This is a genomic window from Pseudomonas sp. FP1740 (assembly GCF_030687165.1).
Lineage (GTDB): Bacteria > Pseudomonadota > Gammaproteobacteria > Pseudomonadales > Pseudomonadaceae > Aquipseudomonas.
In genome coordinates, this window is the sequence record NZ_CP117461.1 from 1,120,001 (window position 1) to 1,136,477 (window position 16,477).

14 protein-coding genes and 2 rRNA genes (1 of these 16 only partly in view) are annotated in these 16,477 nt (G+C 58.0%); 7 read left to right on the forward strand and 9 right to left on the reverse strand.

Translation table 11 applies throughout. The annotated features are described in order from the left end of the window. The 4 genes from PSH69_RS04845 to PSH69_RS04860 form a co-directional block, all read left to right on the forward strand. Positions 1 to 2,711, forward strand: a 23S ribosomal RNA gene (locus PSH69_RS04845) (it extends 179 nt beyond the left edge of the window). 155 nt (positions 2,712 to 2,866) lie between these two features. Then, positions 2,867 to 2,982, forward strand: a 5S ribosomal RNA gene (rrf, locus tag PSH69_RS04850). Between the two features lie 153 nt (positions 2,983 to 3,135). Next, a complete protein-coding gene (locus tag PSH69_RS04855; RefSeq protein ID WP_305411226.1) occupies positions 3,136 to 3,801 on the forward strand; it encodes a M24 family metallopeptidase in 666 nt (221 codons plus the stop codon). Positions 3,802 to 3,883: 82 nt separating this feature from the next. Further along, positions 3,884 to 4,168, forward strand: coding sequence for a gamma-glutamylcyclotransferase family protein (locus tag PSH69_RS04860; RefSeq protein ID WP_305412785.1), 285 nt, complete (start codon positions 3,884 to 3,886; stop codon positions 4,166 to 4,168). A gap of 118 nt (positions 4,169 to 4,286) precedes the next feature. Here PSH69_RS04860 and PSH69_RS04865 read toward each other — a convergent pair whose 3' ends face one another. Beyond that, positions 4,287 to 4,550 (reverse strand): hypothetical protein, encoded by a 264-nt coding sequence (locus tag PSH69_RS04865; RefSeq protein WP_305411227.1) that lies wholly within the window; start codon positions 4,548 to 4,550, stop codon positions 4,287 to 4,289. Continuing rightward, positions 4,540 to 5,331 (reverse strand): VacJ family lipoprotein, encoded by a 792-nt coding sequence (locus tag PSH69_RS04870; RefSeq protein ID WP_305411228.1) that lies wholly within the window; start codon positions 5,329 to 5,331, stop codon positions 4,540 to 4,542. The genes PSH69_RS04865 and PSH69_RS04870 overlap by 11 nt, the downstream gene beginning before the upstream one ends. A gap of 165 nt (positions 5,332 to 5,496) precedes the next feature. On the opposite strand from PSH69_RS04870, the gene PSH69_RS04875 reads away from it, so the two are divergent. Together PSH69_RS04875 and PSH69_RS04880 are read left to right on the forward strand one after the other, a co-directional pair. Beyond that, a complete protein-coding gene (locus PSH69_RS04875; protein WP_305411229.1) occupies positions 5,497 to 6,207 on the forward strand; it encodes a response regulator in 711 nt (236 codons plus the stop codon). Beyond that, positions 6,204 to 7,556: an ATP-binding protein gene (locus tag PSH69_RS04880; RefSeq protein WP_305411230.1), complete on the forward strand. Its 1,353-nt coding sequence runs from the start codon at positions 6,204 to 6,206 to the stop codon at positions 7,554 to 7,556. Before PSH69_RS04875 ends, PSH69_RS04880 begins: the two co-directional genes overlap by 4 nt. Before the next feature lie 109 nt (positions 7,557 to 7,665). Here PSH69_RS04880 and PSH69_RS04885 read toward each other — a convergent pair whose 3' ends face one another. The 6 genes from PSH69_RS04885 to PSH69_RS04910 form a co-directional block, all read right to left on the reverse strand. Then, entirely contained in the window at positions 7,666 to 7,887 is a 222-nt protein-coding gene (locus PSH69_RS04885) for a formate dehydrogenase subunit delta (RefSeq protein ID WP_018926721.1), read from the reverse strand. Beyond that, complete coding sequence (gene fdhF, locus PSH69_RS04890) at positions 7,884 to 10,772, reverse strand: formate dehydrogenase subunit alpha (RefSeq protein ID WP_305411231.1); 2,889 nt, start codon at positions 10,770 to 10,772, stop codon at positions 7,884 to 7,886. The genes PSH69_RS04885 and fdhF overlap by 4 nt, the downstream gene beginning before the upstream one ends. Beyond that, positions 10,769 to 12,331 carry an NADH-quinone oxidoreductase subunit NuoF gene (locus PSH69_RS04895; protein WP_305411232.1) on the reverse strand — a complete coding sequence of 521 codons (1,563 nt, stop codon included), beginning with the start codon at positions 12,329 to 12,331 and terminating at the stop codon, positions 10,769 to 10,771. The genes fdhF and PSH69_RS04895 overlap by 4 nt, the downstream gene beginning before the upstream one ends. Continuing rightward, complete coding sequence (locus PSH69_RS04900; RefSeq protein ID WP_018926718.1) at positions 12,328 to 12,804, reverse strand: formate dehydrogenase subunit gamma; 477 nt, start codon at positions 12,802 to 12,804, stop codon at positions 12,328 to 12,330. The genes PSH69_RS04895 and PSH69_RS04900 overlap by 4 nt, the downstream gene beginning before the upstream one ends. Before the next feature lie 326 nt (positions 12,805 to 13,130). Then, positions 13,131 to 13,439 carry a hypothetical protein gene (locus PSH69_RS04905; RefSeq protein ID WP_305411233.1) on the reverse strand — a complete coding sequence of 103 codons (309 nt, stop codon included), beginning with the start codon at positions 13,437 to 13,439 and terminating at the stop codon, positions 13,131 to 13,133. 343 nt (positions 13,440 to 13,782) lie between these two features. Continuing rightward, positions 13,783 to 14,112 (reverse strand): hypothetical protein, encoded by a 330-nt coding sequence (locus PSH69_RS04910; RefSeq protein ID WP_019651854.1) that lies wholly within the window; start codon positions 14,110 to 14,112, stop codon positions 13,783 to 13,785. A 513-nt stretch (positions 14,113 to 14,625) separates the two neighbouring features. Here PSH69_RS04910 and PSH69_RS04915 point away from each other — a divergent pair. Beyond that, a protein-coding gene (locus PSH69_RS04915) for an IS3 family transposase (RefSeq protein ID WP_305409271.1) occupies positions 14,626 to 15,776 on the forward strand; the annotation gives its coding sequence in 2 pieces (ribosomal slippage) (positions 14,626 to 14,860 and positions 14,860 to 15,776; 1,152 coding nt in all). Here PSH69_RS04915 and PSH69_RS04920 read toward each other — a convergent pair. Then, complete coding sequence (locus tag PSH69_RS04920; protein WP_305411234.1) at positions 15,773 to 16,363, reverse strand: terminase small subunit; 591 nt, start codon at positions 16,361 to 16,363, stop codon at positions 15,773 to 15,775. The two genes, PSH69_RS04915 and PSH69_RS04920, sit on opposite strands and share 4 nt — an antisense overlap. Between the last annotated feature and the right edge of the window lie 114 nt (positions 16,364 to 16,477).

The window sequence follows — 16,477 nt, forward strand, 5'->3', positions numbered from 1 at the left end:
GAACCAGGGGAACTGAAACATCTAAGTACCCTGAGGAAAAGAAATCAACCGAGATTCCCTTAGTAGTGGCGAGCGAACGGGGACTAGCCCTTAAGTGGCTTTGAGATTAGCGGAACGCTCTGGAAAGTGCGGCCATAGTGGGTGATAGCCCTGTACGCGAAAATCTCTTGGCATGAAATCGAGTAGGACGGAGCACGAGAAACTTTGTCTGAATATGGGGGGACCATCCTCCAAGGCTAAATACTACTGACTGACCGATAGTGAACTAGTACCGTGAGGGAAAGGCGAAAAGAACCCCGGAGAGGGGAGTGAAATAGATCCTGAAACCGTATGCGTACAAGCAGTGGGAGCCACTTTGTTGGGTGACTGCGTACCTTTTGTATAATGGGTCAGCGACTTATTTTCAGTGGCGAGCTTAACCGAATAGGGGAGGCGTAGCGAAAGCGAGTCTTAATAGGGCGTCTAGTCGCTGGGAATAGACCCGAAACCGGGCGATCTATCCATGGGCAGGTTGAAGGTTAGGTAACACTGACTGGAGGACCGAACCGACTACCGTTGAAAAGTTAGCGGATGACCTGTGGATCGGAGTGAAAGGCTAATCAAGCTCGGAGATAGCTGGTTCTCCTCGAAAGCTATTTAGGTAGCGCCTCATGTATCACTGTAGGGGGTAGAGCACTGTTTCGGCTAGGGGGTCATCCCGACTTACCAAACCGATGCAAACTCCGAATACCTACAAGTGCCGAGCATGGGAGACACACGGCGGGTGCTAACGTCCGTCGTGAAAAGGGAAACAACCCAGACCGTCAGCTAAGGTCCCAAAGTTATGGTTAAGTGGGAAACGATGTGGGAAGGCTTAGACAGCTAGGAGGTTGGCTTAGAAGCAGCCACCCTTTAAAGAAAGCGTAATAGCTCACTAGTCGAGTCGGCCTGCGCGGAAGATGTAACGGGGCTCAAACCATACACCGAAGCTACGGGTATCACTTAGGTGATGCGGTAGAGGAGCGTTCTGTAAGCCTGTGAAGGTGAGTTGAGAAGCTTGCTGGAGGTATCAGAAGTGCGAATGCTGACATGAGTAACGACAATGGGTGTGAAAAACACCCACGCCGAAAGACCAAGGTTTCCTGCGCAACGTTAATCGACGCAGGGTTAGTCGGTCCCTAAGGCGAGGCTGAAAAGCGTAGTCGATGGAAAACAGGTTAATATTCCTGTACTTCTGGTTATTGCGATGGAGGGACGGAGAAGGCTAGGCCAGCTTGGCGTTGGTTGTCCAAGTTTAAGGTGGTAGGCTGGAATCTTAGGTAAATCCGGGATTCTAAGGCCGAGAGCTGATGACGAGTGTTCTTTTAGAACACGAAGTGGTTGATGCCATGCTTCCAAGAAAAGCTTCTAAGCTTCAGGTAACCAGGAACCGTACCCCAAACCGACACAGGTGGTTGGGTAGAGAATACCAAGGCGCTTGAGAGAACTCGGGTGAAGGAACTAGGCAAAATGGCACCGTAACTTCGGGAGAAGGTGCGCCGGTGAGGGTGAAGCATTTACTGCGTAAGCCCACGCCGGTCGAAGATACCAGGCCGCTGCGACTGTTTATTAAAAACACAGCACTCTGCAAACACGAAAGTGGACGTATAGGGTGTGACGCCTGCCCGGTGCCGGAAGGTTAATTGATGGGGTTAGCTAACGCGAAGCTCTTGATCGAAGCCCCGGTAAACGGCGGCCGTAACTATAACGGTCCTAAGGTAGCGAAATTCCTTGTCGGGTAAGTTCCGACCTGCACGAATGGCGTAACGATGGCGGCGCTGTCTCCACCCGAGACTCAGTGAAATTGAAATCGCTGTGAAGATGCAGTGTATCCGCGGCTAGACGGAAAGACCCCGTGAACCTTTACTATAGCTTTGCACTGGACTTTGAATTTGCTTGTGTAGGATAGGTGGGAGGCTTTGAAGCGTGGACGCCAGTTCGCGTGGAGCCATCCTTGAAATACCACCCTGGCAACTTTGAGGTTCTAACTCAGGTCCGTTATCCGGATCGAGGACAGTGTATGGTGGGTAGTTTGACTGGGGCGGTCTCCTCCTAAAGAGTAACGGAGGAGTACGAAGGTGCGCTCAGACCGGTCGGAAATCGGTCGTAGAGTATAAAGGCAAAAGCGCGCTTGACTGCGAGACAGACACGTCGAGCAGGTACGAAAGTAGGTCTTAGTGATCCGGTGGTTCTGTATGGAAGGGCCATCGCTCAACGGATAAAAGGTACTCCGGGGATAACAGGCTGATACCGCCCAAGAGTTCATATCGACGGCGGTGTTTGGCACCTCGATGTCGGCTCATCACATCCTGGGGCTGAAGCCGGTCCCAAGGGTATGGCTGTTCGCCATTTAAAGTGGTACGCGAGCTGGGTTTAGAACGTCGTGAGACAGTTCGGTCCCTATCTGCCGTGGACGTTTGAGATTTGAGAGGGGCTGCTCCTAGTACGAGAGGACCGGAGTGGACGAACCTCTGGTGTTCCGGTTGTCACGCCAGTGGCATTGCCGGGTAGCTATGTTCGGAATAGATAACCGCTGAAAGCATCTAAGCGGGAAACTAGCCTCAAGATGAGATCTCACTGGGACCTTGAGTCCCCTGAAGGGCCGTCGAAGACTACGACGTTGATAGGTTGGGTGTGTAAGCGCTGTGAGGCGTTGAGCTAACCAATACTAATTGCCCGTGAGGCTTGACCATATAACACCCAAGCAATTTGCTGATCCGAAAGGACACCAGATTGCGGTGTGTGAAGACGCAATGAACCGAAAGTTCGCAACCATTCACAAAAGCCGCACAAACTATCGCATACCCAATTTGCTGAAGCGTCGAAAGACGGTTCGGTACCCGAATTTCTTGACGACCATAGAGCATTGGAACCACCTGATCCCATCCCGAACTCAGAAGTGAAACGATGCATCGCCGATGGTAGTGTGGGGTTTCCCCATGTGAGAGTAGGTCATCGTCAAGATTAAATTCCGAAACCCCTATCTGCGTATGCAGGTAGGGGTTTTGTTTTGCCCGCAGGAAAGTTTCTTCAGCCTGGATCATGGCTATATCTTTTTTATCGTATATCGCAGTATATGAAAATATATAGCGAGAATTCGTACAAAAGGAATGATCGATGACAACGGCCCTGAGCGGTAAAGAAGCAGTAGGCGAGCGTTACACGCTGGAAACGATGCGCCATGCGCAGCAGATGACCTGGAAGGCCATCGAACAGATTGCCCGGGTTATTTCTCCCGGCATGCGCGAGTCCGAAGCCCAGTCACTGGGTAAACAGATTCTGTCGGAACTTGGCATGGATCGCATCTGGCACCCGCTGCTGATCCGCTTTGGCGCCAATACGCTCAAGACGTTCAAACAGCGCTCCGATGGCGATCCTGTGCTGGGTGACGAAGATATTTTCTTCGTCGACATGGGCGCGGTCTGGCAAGGGCACGAAGGTGATGCGGGGGCGACTTTCACCACCGGTTCCGACCCGGAAATGATCGCCTGTGCTGCGGCCTCCCGGGAGCTTTTCAATAGAGTCGAAGGCTTTTGGCGCAGCGAGCGGGTTTCCGGCATGGAGCTTTACCGCTATGCGGCCGACCAGGCGCAAGCCATGGGATGGAAGCTCAACCTGGACATCAAGGGCCACAGAGTCAGCGATTTCCCTCATGCCATTCACCGTGGTGGCGACCTCGGGAATTTAGACAAGTGCCCGACGACTGGCCTGTGGATTCTGGAAATCCAGATCGCCCACCCTGAGCGCCCTTTCGGAGCGTTCTACGAAGACTTGCTTATCTGATCGAGGAAATCTCATGCCAAACCAAACAGAGCAACCGGTTCTGCTGTTCTCCTATGGTACTTTGTAGGACCGGGCCGTTCAGCTGTCCACCTTCGGGCGCGAGTTGAAAGGGCGCCTGGACAGCCTGCCAGGTTACAAGCAGAACCTGGTCGAGATAACCGATCCGGGGGTGTTGGCCGCTAGTGGGAAAACCCATCATCCCATCGTGCAGGAGAGTGGCGACCTGTCGGACGAGATCGCCGGCACGGTTTTCGAGATCACGGCCCAAGAGCTGGTTGCGGCCGACGAATACGAGGTGGCGGACTACAAACGCGTCAGTGTGCCCCTCAAGTCCGGCATCAGCGCTTGGGTCTATGTGCGAGCCTGATTGCTGGTAAGGGCGGCAGTCACTATGCGAGGGTAGACAGATTTGTCTCAGTTTCGCTGTAGGCTTCGGAGGGGATGACGACCGGAAGGCTAGCATCCTCCATATCATCCCCCTGAAATCAAGACAGTGACTGGCTATCCGCTCGTGTGACCTCCGCCTCGCCATTGGCCACGAGCCAGCGCAACAGTTCGGCTACTGACACCGTATGGCTACGCTCGATCCAACGCACCACTGCCTGGCCATAGTGTTCGGTGTAGCGACTGAGCACCAGTTGGCGACAGTCCGCTGACAGGCGCAGGGTGATTTCCCGACAATGCAGATTGGCCGGATCTTGCTGGATTACCCGTTTCTGCAGAGTCAGGCTATTGCTTTCAGAACCCATCGGCCGCTGCTCCTGTGCACTGTGGGGTAGTGTGCTCTGGCGAGCCTTGTTTGCCATCGGCTACGTAAGCGGCACGACGCTCGGCAACCACGTTACGCAGAGCGCCGTAATAGTCCGGCAGTTTTTGCAGGCTGTCGGTCAACGGTAAGGCTTCTGCCCGACCATCGACGATGCCGCCGACAGTGCTGATAGTGGACAGCGTGTCCACGGTATCGCTGTTACTGCCGAACGGATCGACCACAAAGTCGAGCACGCGACCGGCGGCGTCGCGACTGTTGGAGGTTCCGAGCAATGGCAGCTCGACGATCGGACCGTTGCCGATGCCCCACACGCCAAAGGTCTGGCCGAAGTCCGCATTGTGACGCGGGATACCGGCCATGCCGGAAACGTCGATCAAGCCCACCACCCCGACTGTGGTGTTGAGCACGAAACGCCCCATGGTATTGACCGAGCGCATCGGGTTGCCTTGCAGCAGGTCATTGATAAAGACCTTGGGCTCGCCGAAGTTCGCCACAAAGTTATGCACACCGGTCTGGAAAAAGTCCGGCATGTAACGATAGCCGCGAGCGACCGGCGCCAGAGCGTAGTCATCGAGCACCCGGTTAAACGCGAAGACCCCGCGATTGAGTGGTTCCGCCGGGTCGTACACCGAATAGGCGACGTCGGCGCAGCTCACGTTGGTGGTAGACGGCGGTTGGCTGCTGCAACCCGTCAACCCTGCGGTCAGCACAGCAATCGAAGCATTACGGGCCAGCCAGGGAGCACATTTGAAAGGCAACATGGATGAGTCTCGGGAGGAATTCGCCGAGATACTGAGCCCCGTGCCTTGCGCGAAGATGTCTGGTTTATTGCGGCGATGACGTTTTGTTGCAAGATTGAAATATATGACGCGCTGCCGTGAATGGTTTTAGATGGCGGTTCCATTCGCCCCCTTAAGTGACCTTCGGTGAACAGCCTTTTAATTGTGGACGACGACCTTGAAGTCCTCGATCTACTGAAAAAATTCTTCGTGCAGCACAGCTACAGTGTCGAGGTCGCCACAGACGGTGCGTCGCTGTGGGCGGCCATAGAGCGCCAGGCACCGGACCTGATCATTCTGGACGTGATGTTGCCCGGCGACAGCGGGCTGATCCTGTGTCAGCAACTGCGGATTCGATATGCAATGCCGGTGATCATGCTCACGGCCATGGGCGAGCTCAGTGACCGGGTGGTCGGGCTGGAGCTGGGCGCCGATGATTATCTGACCAAACCCTTTGACGCCCGTGAGTTGCTGGCCAGAGTGCGCGCCGTGCTGCGGCGTGTGGACGAGCGTCGTCCGGTGCCGCAGGAACGGCCACGGCCGCTGATTGATTTCGCTGACTGGCACCTGGACGTCACTCGCCGTGAGTTGCGCTCGCCGGACAACGTGATGATCCCGCTATCGGCCGGTGAGTTTGACTTGCTGCTGGTCTTCGTCGAGCAGCCGCAGCGCATTCTCACTCGCGAGCAGTTGCTGGACCTGGCGCGCGGGCATTGCCATGAGGCGTTCGATCGCAGCATCGACGTTCAAGTCAGCCGCTTGCGACGCAAACTCGAGTCCGATACCAAGCGCCCGGCAATGATTCGCACCGTGCGCAATGGTGGTTACCTGTTCACGCCCAGCGTGACGCGGCGATGAGCAGGCTGAATCGGATTCGCGCCCGTGACTGGCCGCAAGATACGGTGGCGCGCTGGATTGCGTTGACGATCATTCTGGCCATGCTCATTTCACTGGCGCTCAACGGGTTGTTTATCCAACTGGCCGGCGTGTGGGCGCGTCCGCCGCTGACCGAAATCGGCCTGCTGGAAAAAGCCGCCGCCATCACCCGCGTCATCGAGGCCGCTCCTGCGCCTCTGCGCCCCTCATTGGCGCAAGCCGCCAACGAGAGCGGCTTCACTATCACTTGGCACCCTGATCGGCACGATCTCAATCTGCCGACAGTGGAAGATCCGAAGTCCGACATCGGTTCGAGCATCCTGCAGCCGATGCTCAGAGCCCCTGACCGGCGCATCGAAGCCTATGAACCGGCCGACTGGAAGGAGCACACGGCGGACGCACATTACGCGCTGCTGATCGAGTTGTCCGACGCATCGTGGCTGATGTTCTCCGCGCCCTCGCGCAGTTGGGGGCTCGACGAAACGCCACGCTACCTGATCGTGATCCTGCTGGTGCTGATCTCCACCGCCCTGGTCGCGCTGATCGCCACCCGGCGCCTCGCCACACCTTTGCAGCGCTTTGCCGAAGGCGCCCGCCGCTTCGGTGTGGACTTCCGCGCACCGCCGATCGAACCACTCGGTCCCCACGAAATCCGTCAGGCGATTCTCGCGTTCAATGCCATGCAGGCCCAGTTGCAGCACTTCATTCGCGACCGCACGCAAATGCTTGCCGCCATCTCTCACGACCTGCGCGCCCCTCTGACGCGGATGCGCCTGCGTGGCGAGTTCATCGAAGATACCGAGCAACAGCAGCGGCTGTTTCGTGACGTGGATGAAATGCAGGTGATGATCAACTCGGCGCTGGAGTTCTTCCGCGACGACGCCAGGCTTGAACCGGCCACCCAGTTTGATCTGGCGGAACTGCTGCAAACCCTGCTCGATGATTACCGTGATCAGCGTATCGAGATTGCCTTCAGCGGGCCGCTGCGGCTGGTGTATTTCGGTCGACCGTTGGGGCTCAAACGGGTGATCACCAACTTGCTTGATAACGCCATCAAGTACGGTAGTGAGCCGGAGATTGAACTGATTCCCGGTACTGGAGAGGTGCGGATCAAAATACTGGACCGTGGACCGGGTATTCCAGATGCCTGCCTTGAACAAGTGTTCGCACCGTTCTTTCGCATGGAAGGCTCGCGCAACAAAAACACTGGGGGTGTTGGTTTGGGGTTATCGGCGGCGCGAGCGATTGTACTGGAACACGGAGGCGAGCTGACCCTGAGTAATCGGTCGATGGGCGGGTTGGAGGCATTGGTGGTGTTGCCGGTGCATTAGTCCCGAAAGGCTCGCAACACATGCTCACATGTGGCGAGGGAGCAAGCTCCCTCTCCACAGTTTTCAGTCAACAGGCCAAGGGGCAATCTTCCCCAAGGATGGTGTGAACCTAAGCCTCCCAGCCAGCCCCACTGACCGCCGCCTGCGCCAGCGGGTGCAAGTCTGCTCCCTGATGCGTCGTCTGCCAGGCCAGCAACTCCTTGCGCATGCCGGGCGTCCAGTACATCTGCAGATGATTGCGCACGCCGAGCACGGCCTGTTGCTGATCCGGTTCGCTGGCAAAGTATTGGGCGATCTGGTTGACCATCTTGATCAAGTTTTCCGTACTCATCGGCGTACCTCGGCTTTTGTCCCGGCGCTACGTTCATGGCGACGTTCGTTGAGCAGGCGTTGTTGTTCGTCGCTGAATGCCTGATAGCGTTTTTGCCACTCGGAAGGGTGATAGACGCGGCTGACCTCCACGGCGGTGACCTTGTACTCCGGACAGTTGGTCGCCCAGTCGGAGTTGTCGGTGGTGATCACGTTGGCACCCGACTCAGGGAAGTGGAAGGTGGTGTACACCACGCCAGGGGCAACCCGTTCGGTGACTCGTGCCCGCAGTACGGTCTGACCGGCGCGGCTGCCGATGCCGACCCAATCGCCTTCGTTGATCCCACGGCTCTCGGCGTCGGTCGGGTGGATTTCCAGGCGGTCTTCGTCGTGCCAGGCGACGTTTTCAGTACGCCGGGTCTGGGCGCCAACGTTGTACTGGCTGAGGATGCGTCCGGTGGTCAGCAGCAGCGGATAGCGACTGTTGACCTTCTCCTCGGTCGGCACGTAGCCGGTGAGCATGAAGCGCCCCTTGCCACGCACGAATTCCTCAATGTGCATGGTTGGCGTGCCGTCCGGTGCCGCGGCGTTGCATGGCCATTGCAGGCTGCCGTGACTATCCAGTGCGGCGTAGCTGACGTTGGTGAAGGTCGGCGTCAGGCTGGCGATTTCATCCATGATTTCCGACGGATGCTTGTAGTTCATCGGATAGCCCAAGGCGTTAGCCAGAGCCACGGTGCCTTCCCAGTCGGCCTTGCCGCCCAGAGGCTCCATGACCTTGCGTACCCGGGAGATGCGCCGTTCGGCGTTGGTGAAGGTGCCGTCTTTTTCCAGGAACGAGGCGCCTGGCAGGAACACATGGGCGAACTTGGCGGTTTCGTTGAGGAAAATGTCCTGCACCACGATGCATTCCATGGCCGACAGCGCCGCGGTGACGTGTTGGGTGTTGGGGTCGCTCTGGGCGATGTCTTCGCCCTGGCAGTACAGGCCCTTGAAGCTGCCGGCCAGTGCAGACTCGAACATGTTGGGAATACGCAGGCCCGGATCGGGTTGCAGGGTGACGTTCCAGGCCTGTTCGAACTGCGTCCGTACCACTTCGTTGGAGACGTGACGATAACCGGGCAGTTCGTGGGGGAAGGAGCCCATGTCGCAGGAGCCCTGAACGTTGTTCTGCCCACGCAACGGGTTCACGCCCACGCCTTCGCGACCGATGTTGCCGGTGGCCATGGCCAGGTTGGCGATGCCCATGACCGCGGTACTGCCCTGGCTGTGTTCGGTGACGCCCAGGCCGTAGTAGATCGCCGCGTTGCCGCCGGTGGCATACAAGCGTGCAGCGGCACGGATGTCGGCAGGTTCTACGCCGCAGACGGGGCCAAGGGCTTCCGGCGAGTTTTCCGCTCGGCTGACGAACTCTTTCCAGTGGGCGAAATCGTTGCCCTCGCAACGAGCGTCGATAAAGGCCTGGTTGAGCAAGCCTTCGGAGACGATGACGTGGGCCAGGGCGTTGAGCATGGCGACGTTGGTGCCCGGACGCAGGGCCAGGTGCAGTTCGGCGCGGGCATGCACCGTGTCCACCAGATCAATGCGACGTGGGTCGATGACGATCAGTCGCGCGCCTTCACGCAGGCGGCGCTTGAGCTGGGAGGCGAACACCGGGTGAGCGTCGCTGGGGTTGGCACCCATCACCAGGATCACGTCAGCCTGCATCACCGAGTCGAAACTCTGTGTGCCGGCGGATTCGCCCAGGGTTTGTTTCAGGCCGTAGCCGGTCGGTGAGTGGCAGACTCGCGCACAGGTGTCGACGTTGTTGTTGCCGAACGCGGCGCGCACCAGTTTTTGCACCAGGTAGGTTTCTTCGTTGGTGCAGCGGCTGGAGGTAATGCCACCAATCGAGTCACGGCCGTACTTTTGCTGCAATCGGCGGAATTCGCTGGCGGCGTAGGTCACCGCTTCATCCCAGCTGACTTCCTGCCAAGGGTCGTGAATCGATTTACGGATCATCGGCTTGGTGATGCGATCCGGGTGGGTCGCGTAGCCCCAGGCAAAGCGCCCTTTGACGCAAGAGTGGCCGTGGTTGGCCTGGCCGTTCTTGTCCGGAACCATGCGCACCAGTTGGTCGCCTTTCATCTCGGCGCGGAACGAACAGCCCACACCGCAATAGGCGCAGGTGGTGATCACGCTATGTTCGGGCTGACCCAGTTCGACCACACTTTTTTCCATCAGCGTCGCGGTCGGGCAAGCTTGCACGCAGGCGCCGCAGGACACGCATTCCGAGTCGAGGAAGTCCTCGCCACCGGCGGCCGCGACCCGGGACTCGAACCCGCGCCCGGTAATGGTCAGGGCAAACGTACCCTGGGTCTCTTCGCAGGCGCGCACACAGCGGTTGCAGACGATGCACTTGCTCGGGTCGTAGTCGAAGTACGGGTTGGACGTGTCCTTCACGTCGTCCAGATGGTTCTCGCCCTCATATCCGTAACGCACTTCCCGCAGGCCGACCTGGCCGGCGACGGTTTGCAGCTCGCAGTTGCCGTTGGCCGAGCAGGTCAGGCAATCCAGCGGGTGATCGGAGATGTACAGCTCCATGACGTTGCGGCGCAGGGTCGCGAGCTTCGGCGTCTGGGTGTGCACGGTCATGCCTTCGCTGACCGGCGTCGTGCAGGATGCGGGGTAGCCGCGCATGCCGTCGATCTCCACCAGACACATCCGGCAGGAGCCGAACGCTTCCAGGCTGTCGGTGGCGCACAGTTTGGGGATGGTGGTGCCCAGCAACGCGGCGGCGCGCATCACCGAGGTGCCTTCGGGCACGCTGATGCTTTGGCCGTCGATGTTCAGGGTGACTTGCACCTGGCTTTCGCGGGCCGGGGTACCCAGATCCATATCGGTTTTCGGGTCGAATACAGTGATCATTGCTCGGCCTCCGAGGCTTGCAGACCGAAGTCGGCGGGGAAGTGCTTGAGGGCGCTGACGACCGGATAGGAGGTCATGCCACCCAACGCGCACAGCGAACCGTATTGCATTGTGTCGCACAGGTCCTTGAGGATGATTACCTGCTCATCGCGACCGTTCTGGTCAGGCGCAGCCAGCAGGCGGTCTATCACCTCAACGCCCCGGGTCGAGCCGATACGGCACGGCGTGCATTTGCCACAGGATTCTTCGGCGCAGAACTGCATGGCGAAGCGCGCCATGTGGGCCATATCCAACGTGTCATCAGCCACCACCACACCACCGTGGCCGAGCATCGCGCCCATGGCGGCGAAGGCTTCGTAATCCAGCGGCGTATCGAATTGCGACGGCGGCACCCAGGCGCCGAGAGGGCCGCCCACCTGCGCGGCCTTCAGCGGCCGGCCACTGGCGGTCCCGCCGCCGTAGTCTTCCACCAATTCCCGCAGGGTCAGGCCAAAGGCCCGCTCCACCAAACCGCCATGACGAATATTGCCCGCCAGCTGGAAGGGCATGGTGCCCAGGGAGCGCCCCATGCCGTAATCGCGATAGAACGGCGCGCCCTTGGCCATAATCATGGGCACCGAGGCCAGCGTCAGCACGTTGTGCACCAGGGTCGGCAGGCCGAACAGGCCCTGCAAGGCCGGGATCGGCGGCTTGGCGCGGACGATCCCGCGCTTGCCTTCGAGGGAGTCCAGCAGTGCGGTTTCCTCACCGCAGATGTAAGCGCCGGCACCGACCCGCACTTCCATGTCGAAGGCCAATCCGCTGCCGCCGACATTGGCGCCGAGGTAACCGGCGGCCCGGGCGATGTCCAGCGCCTCGCGCAGGGTGGCCACGGCCTGTGGATATTCCGAGCGCACATAGATGTAGCCGTAGCTGGCGCCGACGGTGATGCCGGCAATAGCCATGCCTTCGATCAGCAGGAAGGGGTCGCCTTCCATCAACATACGGTCGGCGAAGGTGCCGGAGTCGCCTTCGTCGGCGTTGCACACAATGTATTTCTGCGTCGCTTGGGTAGCGCGCACCGTGCGCCATTTGATCCCGGCCGGGAAAGCCGCGCCGCCACGGCCACGCAGGCCCGAATCGAATACTGCAGTCGCAGTCTGCTCGCCGCCCAGAGCGATGGCCTGGGTCAAGCCCTCGAAACCGCCGTGAGCCCGGTAATCCTCCAACGACAGCGGCCGGGTAATGCCGGCGCGGGCGAACAGCAGGCGTTGTTGGGTTTTCAGATAAGACAACTCCTCCACCAGCCCCAAGGCCAGCGGATGAGCGGACGGCTCGCCTTGCAGCGCATCGAGCACGGACGGCACATCGGCAGCGGTCAGCGGGCCGAAGCCGATACGACCTTGCGGGCTGTCCATTTCCAGCAGCGGTTCCAGCCAGTACAGGCCGCGCGAGCTGGTGCGCTGCAAGTCCAACGACAGACCGCGCTCCCGGGCCTGAGTGGTCAGGGCCACGGCCACCTCATCGGCGCCTACGGCACGGGCAAGAGAATCACAGGGCAGATAAAGCGTCGGCATCATGCGTCCTCCTGGCAAGCGTTGAGCAGGGCATCCAGGCGTTCGGCAGTGAGCCGCGCATGCACCTGACCATCCAGCTCCAGGGCAGGCGAGCAGGCGCAGGCGCCGAGGCAATACACCGGGCGCAGACTGATGTTGCCGTCGGCACTGCTGCCGTGGTCGTCCAGTTGCAGGCGGTCGCGCAATTGCGCCGCGAGCTGCTCGGCGCCGCGGCTCTGGCAGGACTCGGCCCGGCACAGACGCAGGATATGTCGGGCAGGAGGCGCGGTACGGAAGTCATGGTAGAAGCTGATCACCCCGCGAACCTCGGCCTGACTCAGGTTGAGGGCGTGGGCAATCTCGGGAACAGCGGCATCGGGGATATAACCGATGCCCTCCTGAATTTCATGAAGGATCGGCAACAATGCGCCGGGTAAACCCTTGTGGCGCTCCAGCAGGCTGTTGACCATAGGCAGGTGCAACATCTCATCAGACATACAGCATTCCTCACGGTCACGGACAAACCAGGCGGTTGTCGGTCGTCCGAAAGTGTCGGCTGCGGCGTTCACGCCACGTCACGGTTTCGTGGCATTTTCAGACCGTTGGCCAGGGCACCCTGAGTGGGCATCTTGTTGTGCCCGGCGCGGTCTTTGCCGCACCTCTTCAGGCATATCACGCAGCTTGCCACGCCGCCTTTGATTCATCCGCACCAAAGCGACGTGTTTGGTTCTTTCTACGACTACCTATTAAGTCTAGAAGAGTGGGGCGCGGGGCGTCGTCTCAGGCCAGGCGCCGAAACCCCAGCACTCACATCTCTGCATGATCACAGACTAACCAAATGCGACCACGCGAACCCAAGCACTACCGAACCCACAAAGCAACTGACGGCCCCGGCGAACAGATGGCGCAGAAACAGGTTCTCCGGCTGTTGAAGCCGAGCGGCAAGCCAGAACCATGTCCCAACCAGTGTGCCAAGCCCCGCCATGATCGAATACAACATAAAGGGAGCTTCTTGCCTGTGAAGCGCTTCAGGGGACGGGAACAGAATCTCTACCAACATCCCGACAATAATCGCGGCCGCAAAGCCCGCCAGATTCGCGAGCCAAAGGTTCAAGGTGCCACGCGAACGCACTACCCAAATCCATATCCCCGCAGTTGCGCTGAGCCAAGTAATTCAGTCGAATTGCATCATTTATCCATTCCTTGATGACATGCCCCAGGGACGATCCACTGCGCGGGACTGGGGAGGCAGAGAAGATATCAAACTGAAAGTTTGTGCAGAAAGGAAAGATTAGAAGAAAGCGACCCGAGTCCGTCTTTGAAATACAAAACGCCCGATGCGATGCATCGGGCGTTGGAGTGAAACAGGTGTAAACCTTGGGGAAAAGGGGGCAGATTTATTATTGGATAAGACGTGGCGACCAACTCGGTCCGGCTATCGAGCGCTACTGCTTTTTGGGTCGCCCAACCTTAATTTATTGAATGTCTTTCAAATAATCCTTGAGCGCAACGAGCGGACCATCAAGCTGCTCCATCGTCTGAAGCCCGGCAAATTCACCCGCCAACCTCTGCAGCTCCCTCCCCAACGGCTTATCCACACCACCGATGGCGTCCAGCGCCAACCCCACACACTCATCCACCTTCAGCTGAATCGCCCCAACATCCCCCCGCCGCACCAGCAACTCAAACACATCCCGCTGGTAATCACCCATGACCAGATCATCACGCAAAATCGGACTTGAATCTTCCGTCTCGTAAGCCAGTTTCAGGGAGAAGAGGGCGACGCTTTCCAGCTGCAATTCCATGAGGGAATCCTTGTGAAATGTTCCACCGGTGCGGGACGTGCGTGAGAGAAGCAATATCAAAAGATCGCAACCCTCGGCAGCCCCCATACGACAGCGGTGTGGGCAATGACTTTTCTGCAGGCGAAAAAAAAGGCCTTGCAAAGCAAGACCTTTCTTAATTTTGGTGCCCGAGGGAGACTCGAACTTTGGCTTGCAGGCGCCATATTAAGCTGTGAGAGGGGTTGTGTCGCGAAGATCTACTCACATTTCTACTCACAACCGTTGCCGCTGCTTGCTAACTATGGAGAATTCATAACGCTGACGTTACCAGAAAGCGGGCCTCGATAATCTTGACCGAGGTTGACGGACTTCCTCAGGGCGTGAAGCTGCCTGTCAGCACAGGCAGAGATCGGCCAATAGCAGACATGCGCGCGAGATCGCGTCTGGTCGAAGGCAGGCGCTGATGAAATGCTGAATCGCCCCGGGTTTCGTAGACACCTCTTTGCCTTAAACTGAGGCCAATTAGGAGGTGCCATGAGCAACCCGCATTACCCCGAAGAATTCAAAATCCAAGCGGTCAATCAAGTGACCGAAAAGAAGCTACCCGTCGCTGATGTGGCGGCGCGTCTTGGCGTGTCGACGCATAGCCTCTATGCCTGGATAAAGCGCTACAGCAAACCTCAGGCAGAACGGCAGCAAGACGATGATCAGCACGCTGAACTGCGTCGTCTGCGAGCCGAACTCAAGCGGGTCACCGAAGAGCGAGACATCTTAAAAAAGGCCGCCGCGTACTTTGCCAAGGAGTGCGGTTGAAGTACGCCTTTATCAAGCAGCGAGCGGGCGACTATTCCATTCGACGGCTTTGCCTGACGCTGAAAGTCCATCCCAGTGGTTATTACGCTTGGTTGTCTGAGCCGCAATCTGCACGCGCTAAAGACGATCAGCGATTACTGGGTTTGATCAAGCATTCCTGGTTGGAGAGCGGCGGCGTTTATGGCTATCGCAAAATCCATGACGATCTGCGCGAGGTCGGTGAGGATTGTGGTCGTCATCGTGTGGCGAGGCTGATGCGTCTTGAAGGTCTGCGTTCTCAGACAGGTTATCGACGCCGCCCTGGAAAGTACGGCGGTAAGCCAGCGGTCGCCTCACCCAATTTGCTGAAGCGCCAGTTCGATGTCGTGGAACCCAACAAGGTTTGGGTCACCGACATCACCTACATTCGTACGTATGAAGGCTGGTTGTATTTGGCGGTGGTGCTTGATCTGTTTTCTCGTCAGGTCGTTGGCTGGTCAATGAAAGCGCAGATGACCAGTGATTTGGCTATTGACGCTTTGTTGATGGCGGTTTGGAGGCGTAAACCTAAGCAAGAGGTGATGGTTCATTCCGACCAAGGCAGCCAATACAGCAGCTCCGATTGGCGCAGCTTTTTAAAGGCAAACAATTTGGTTGCCAGTATGAGTCGCCGAGGCAACTGTCATGACAACGCCGTGGCCGAGAGCTTTTTCCAGCTTCTGAAACGGGAACGGATCAAGCGAAAAATCTACACCACGCGGGAAGATGCTCGGAGTGATGTGTTCGATTACATCGAGATGTTCTACAACGTAAAACGCCGCCATGGTTTCAACAATCAGCTGTCACCGGTAGAGTTTGAAAAGCGTTACGCAATAAGCTTGCAAGGTGTCTAGAGAATCCGGGGCGATTCATACTCTTCCAGATACTCATCCAGTTTCTCGCCGACCTGAGCCGCCAAATTGCGTGCCACTGCAATTTCTCGCTCCACGGACTCAAGGTGCCTGGGGTCCATCTCGGGATGTTTACGTCGAAGTTTGAGTGGCACGGTGTCAAGCACCGAACCGATTTGCGATGCGATTTTACTCAGAGAGTAAGTAGCGAACCCGACGGGTACCAATTGCCGCTCCAAGACTTCATTTTTTCTTTCCTGAGCCACGGCCTGCGCCGTCGTCAACCTGACTTTCTCCTGCAACAGCAGGTAATCAAGCGATGAGCCAAGATCCTCTCCAAACAGATGACCCGCTTCCGCTTTTACCTGACCGCTGCCGAGCCCGCGTAAGTATCGAATGTAAGCCAGACGACAGTCCTGTAGGTTCAACCCGCCATTTCCCCGGGAGGTAGGCAGGATGCCGTCTGCAAGCAAGTTGCGGACTTGTCGATCGGTCAAGTCCAGGTGTTGGGCAAGCTCTTTTTGATTCGCCATAACTACCTCAAAGATACATAAGTAAAAGCGGAACCGGAGATCGTCAAAAAAACTCATACATCGTTCGACGTCGGGGCTCGAATTACCCGCAATGGGGGGAGGGGGTCAGGAGTACCTTTTCAGATTGGGTGCTCCGACTCCGACTGGATTGGCCTTCGCAGCTTCTTGAGA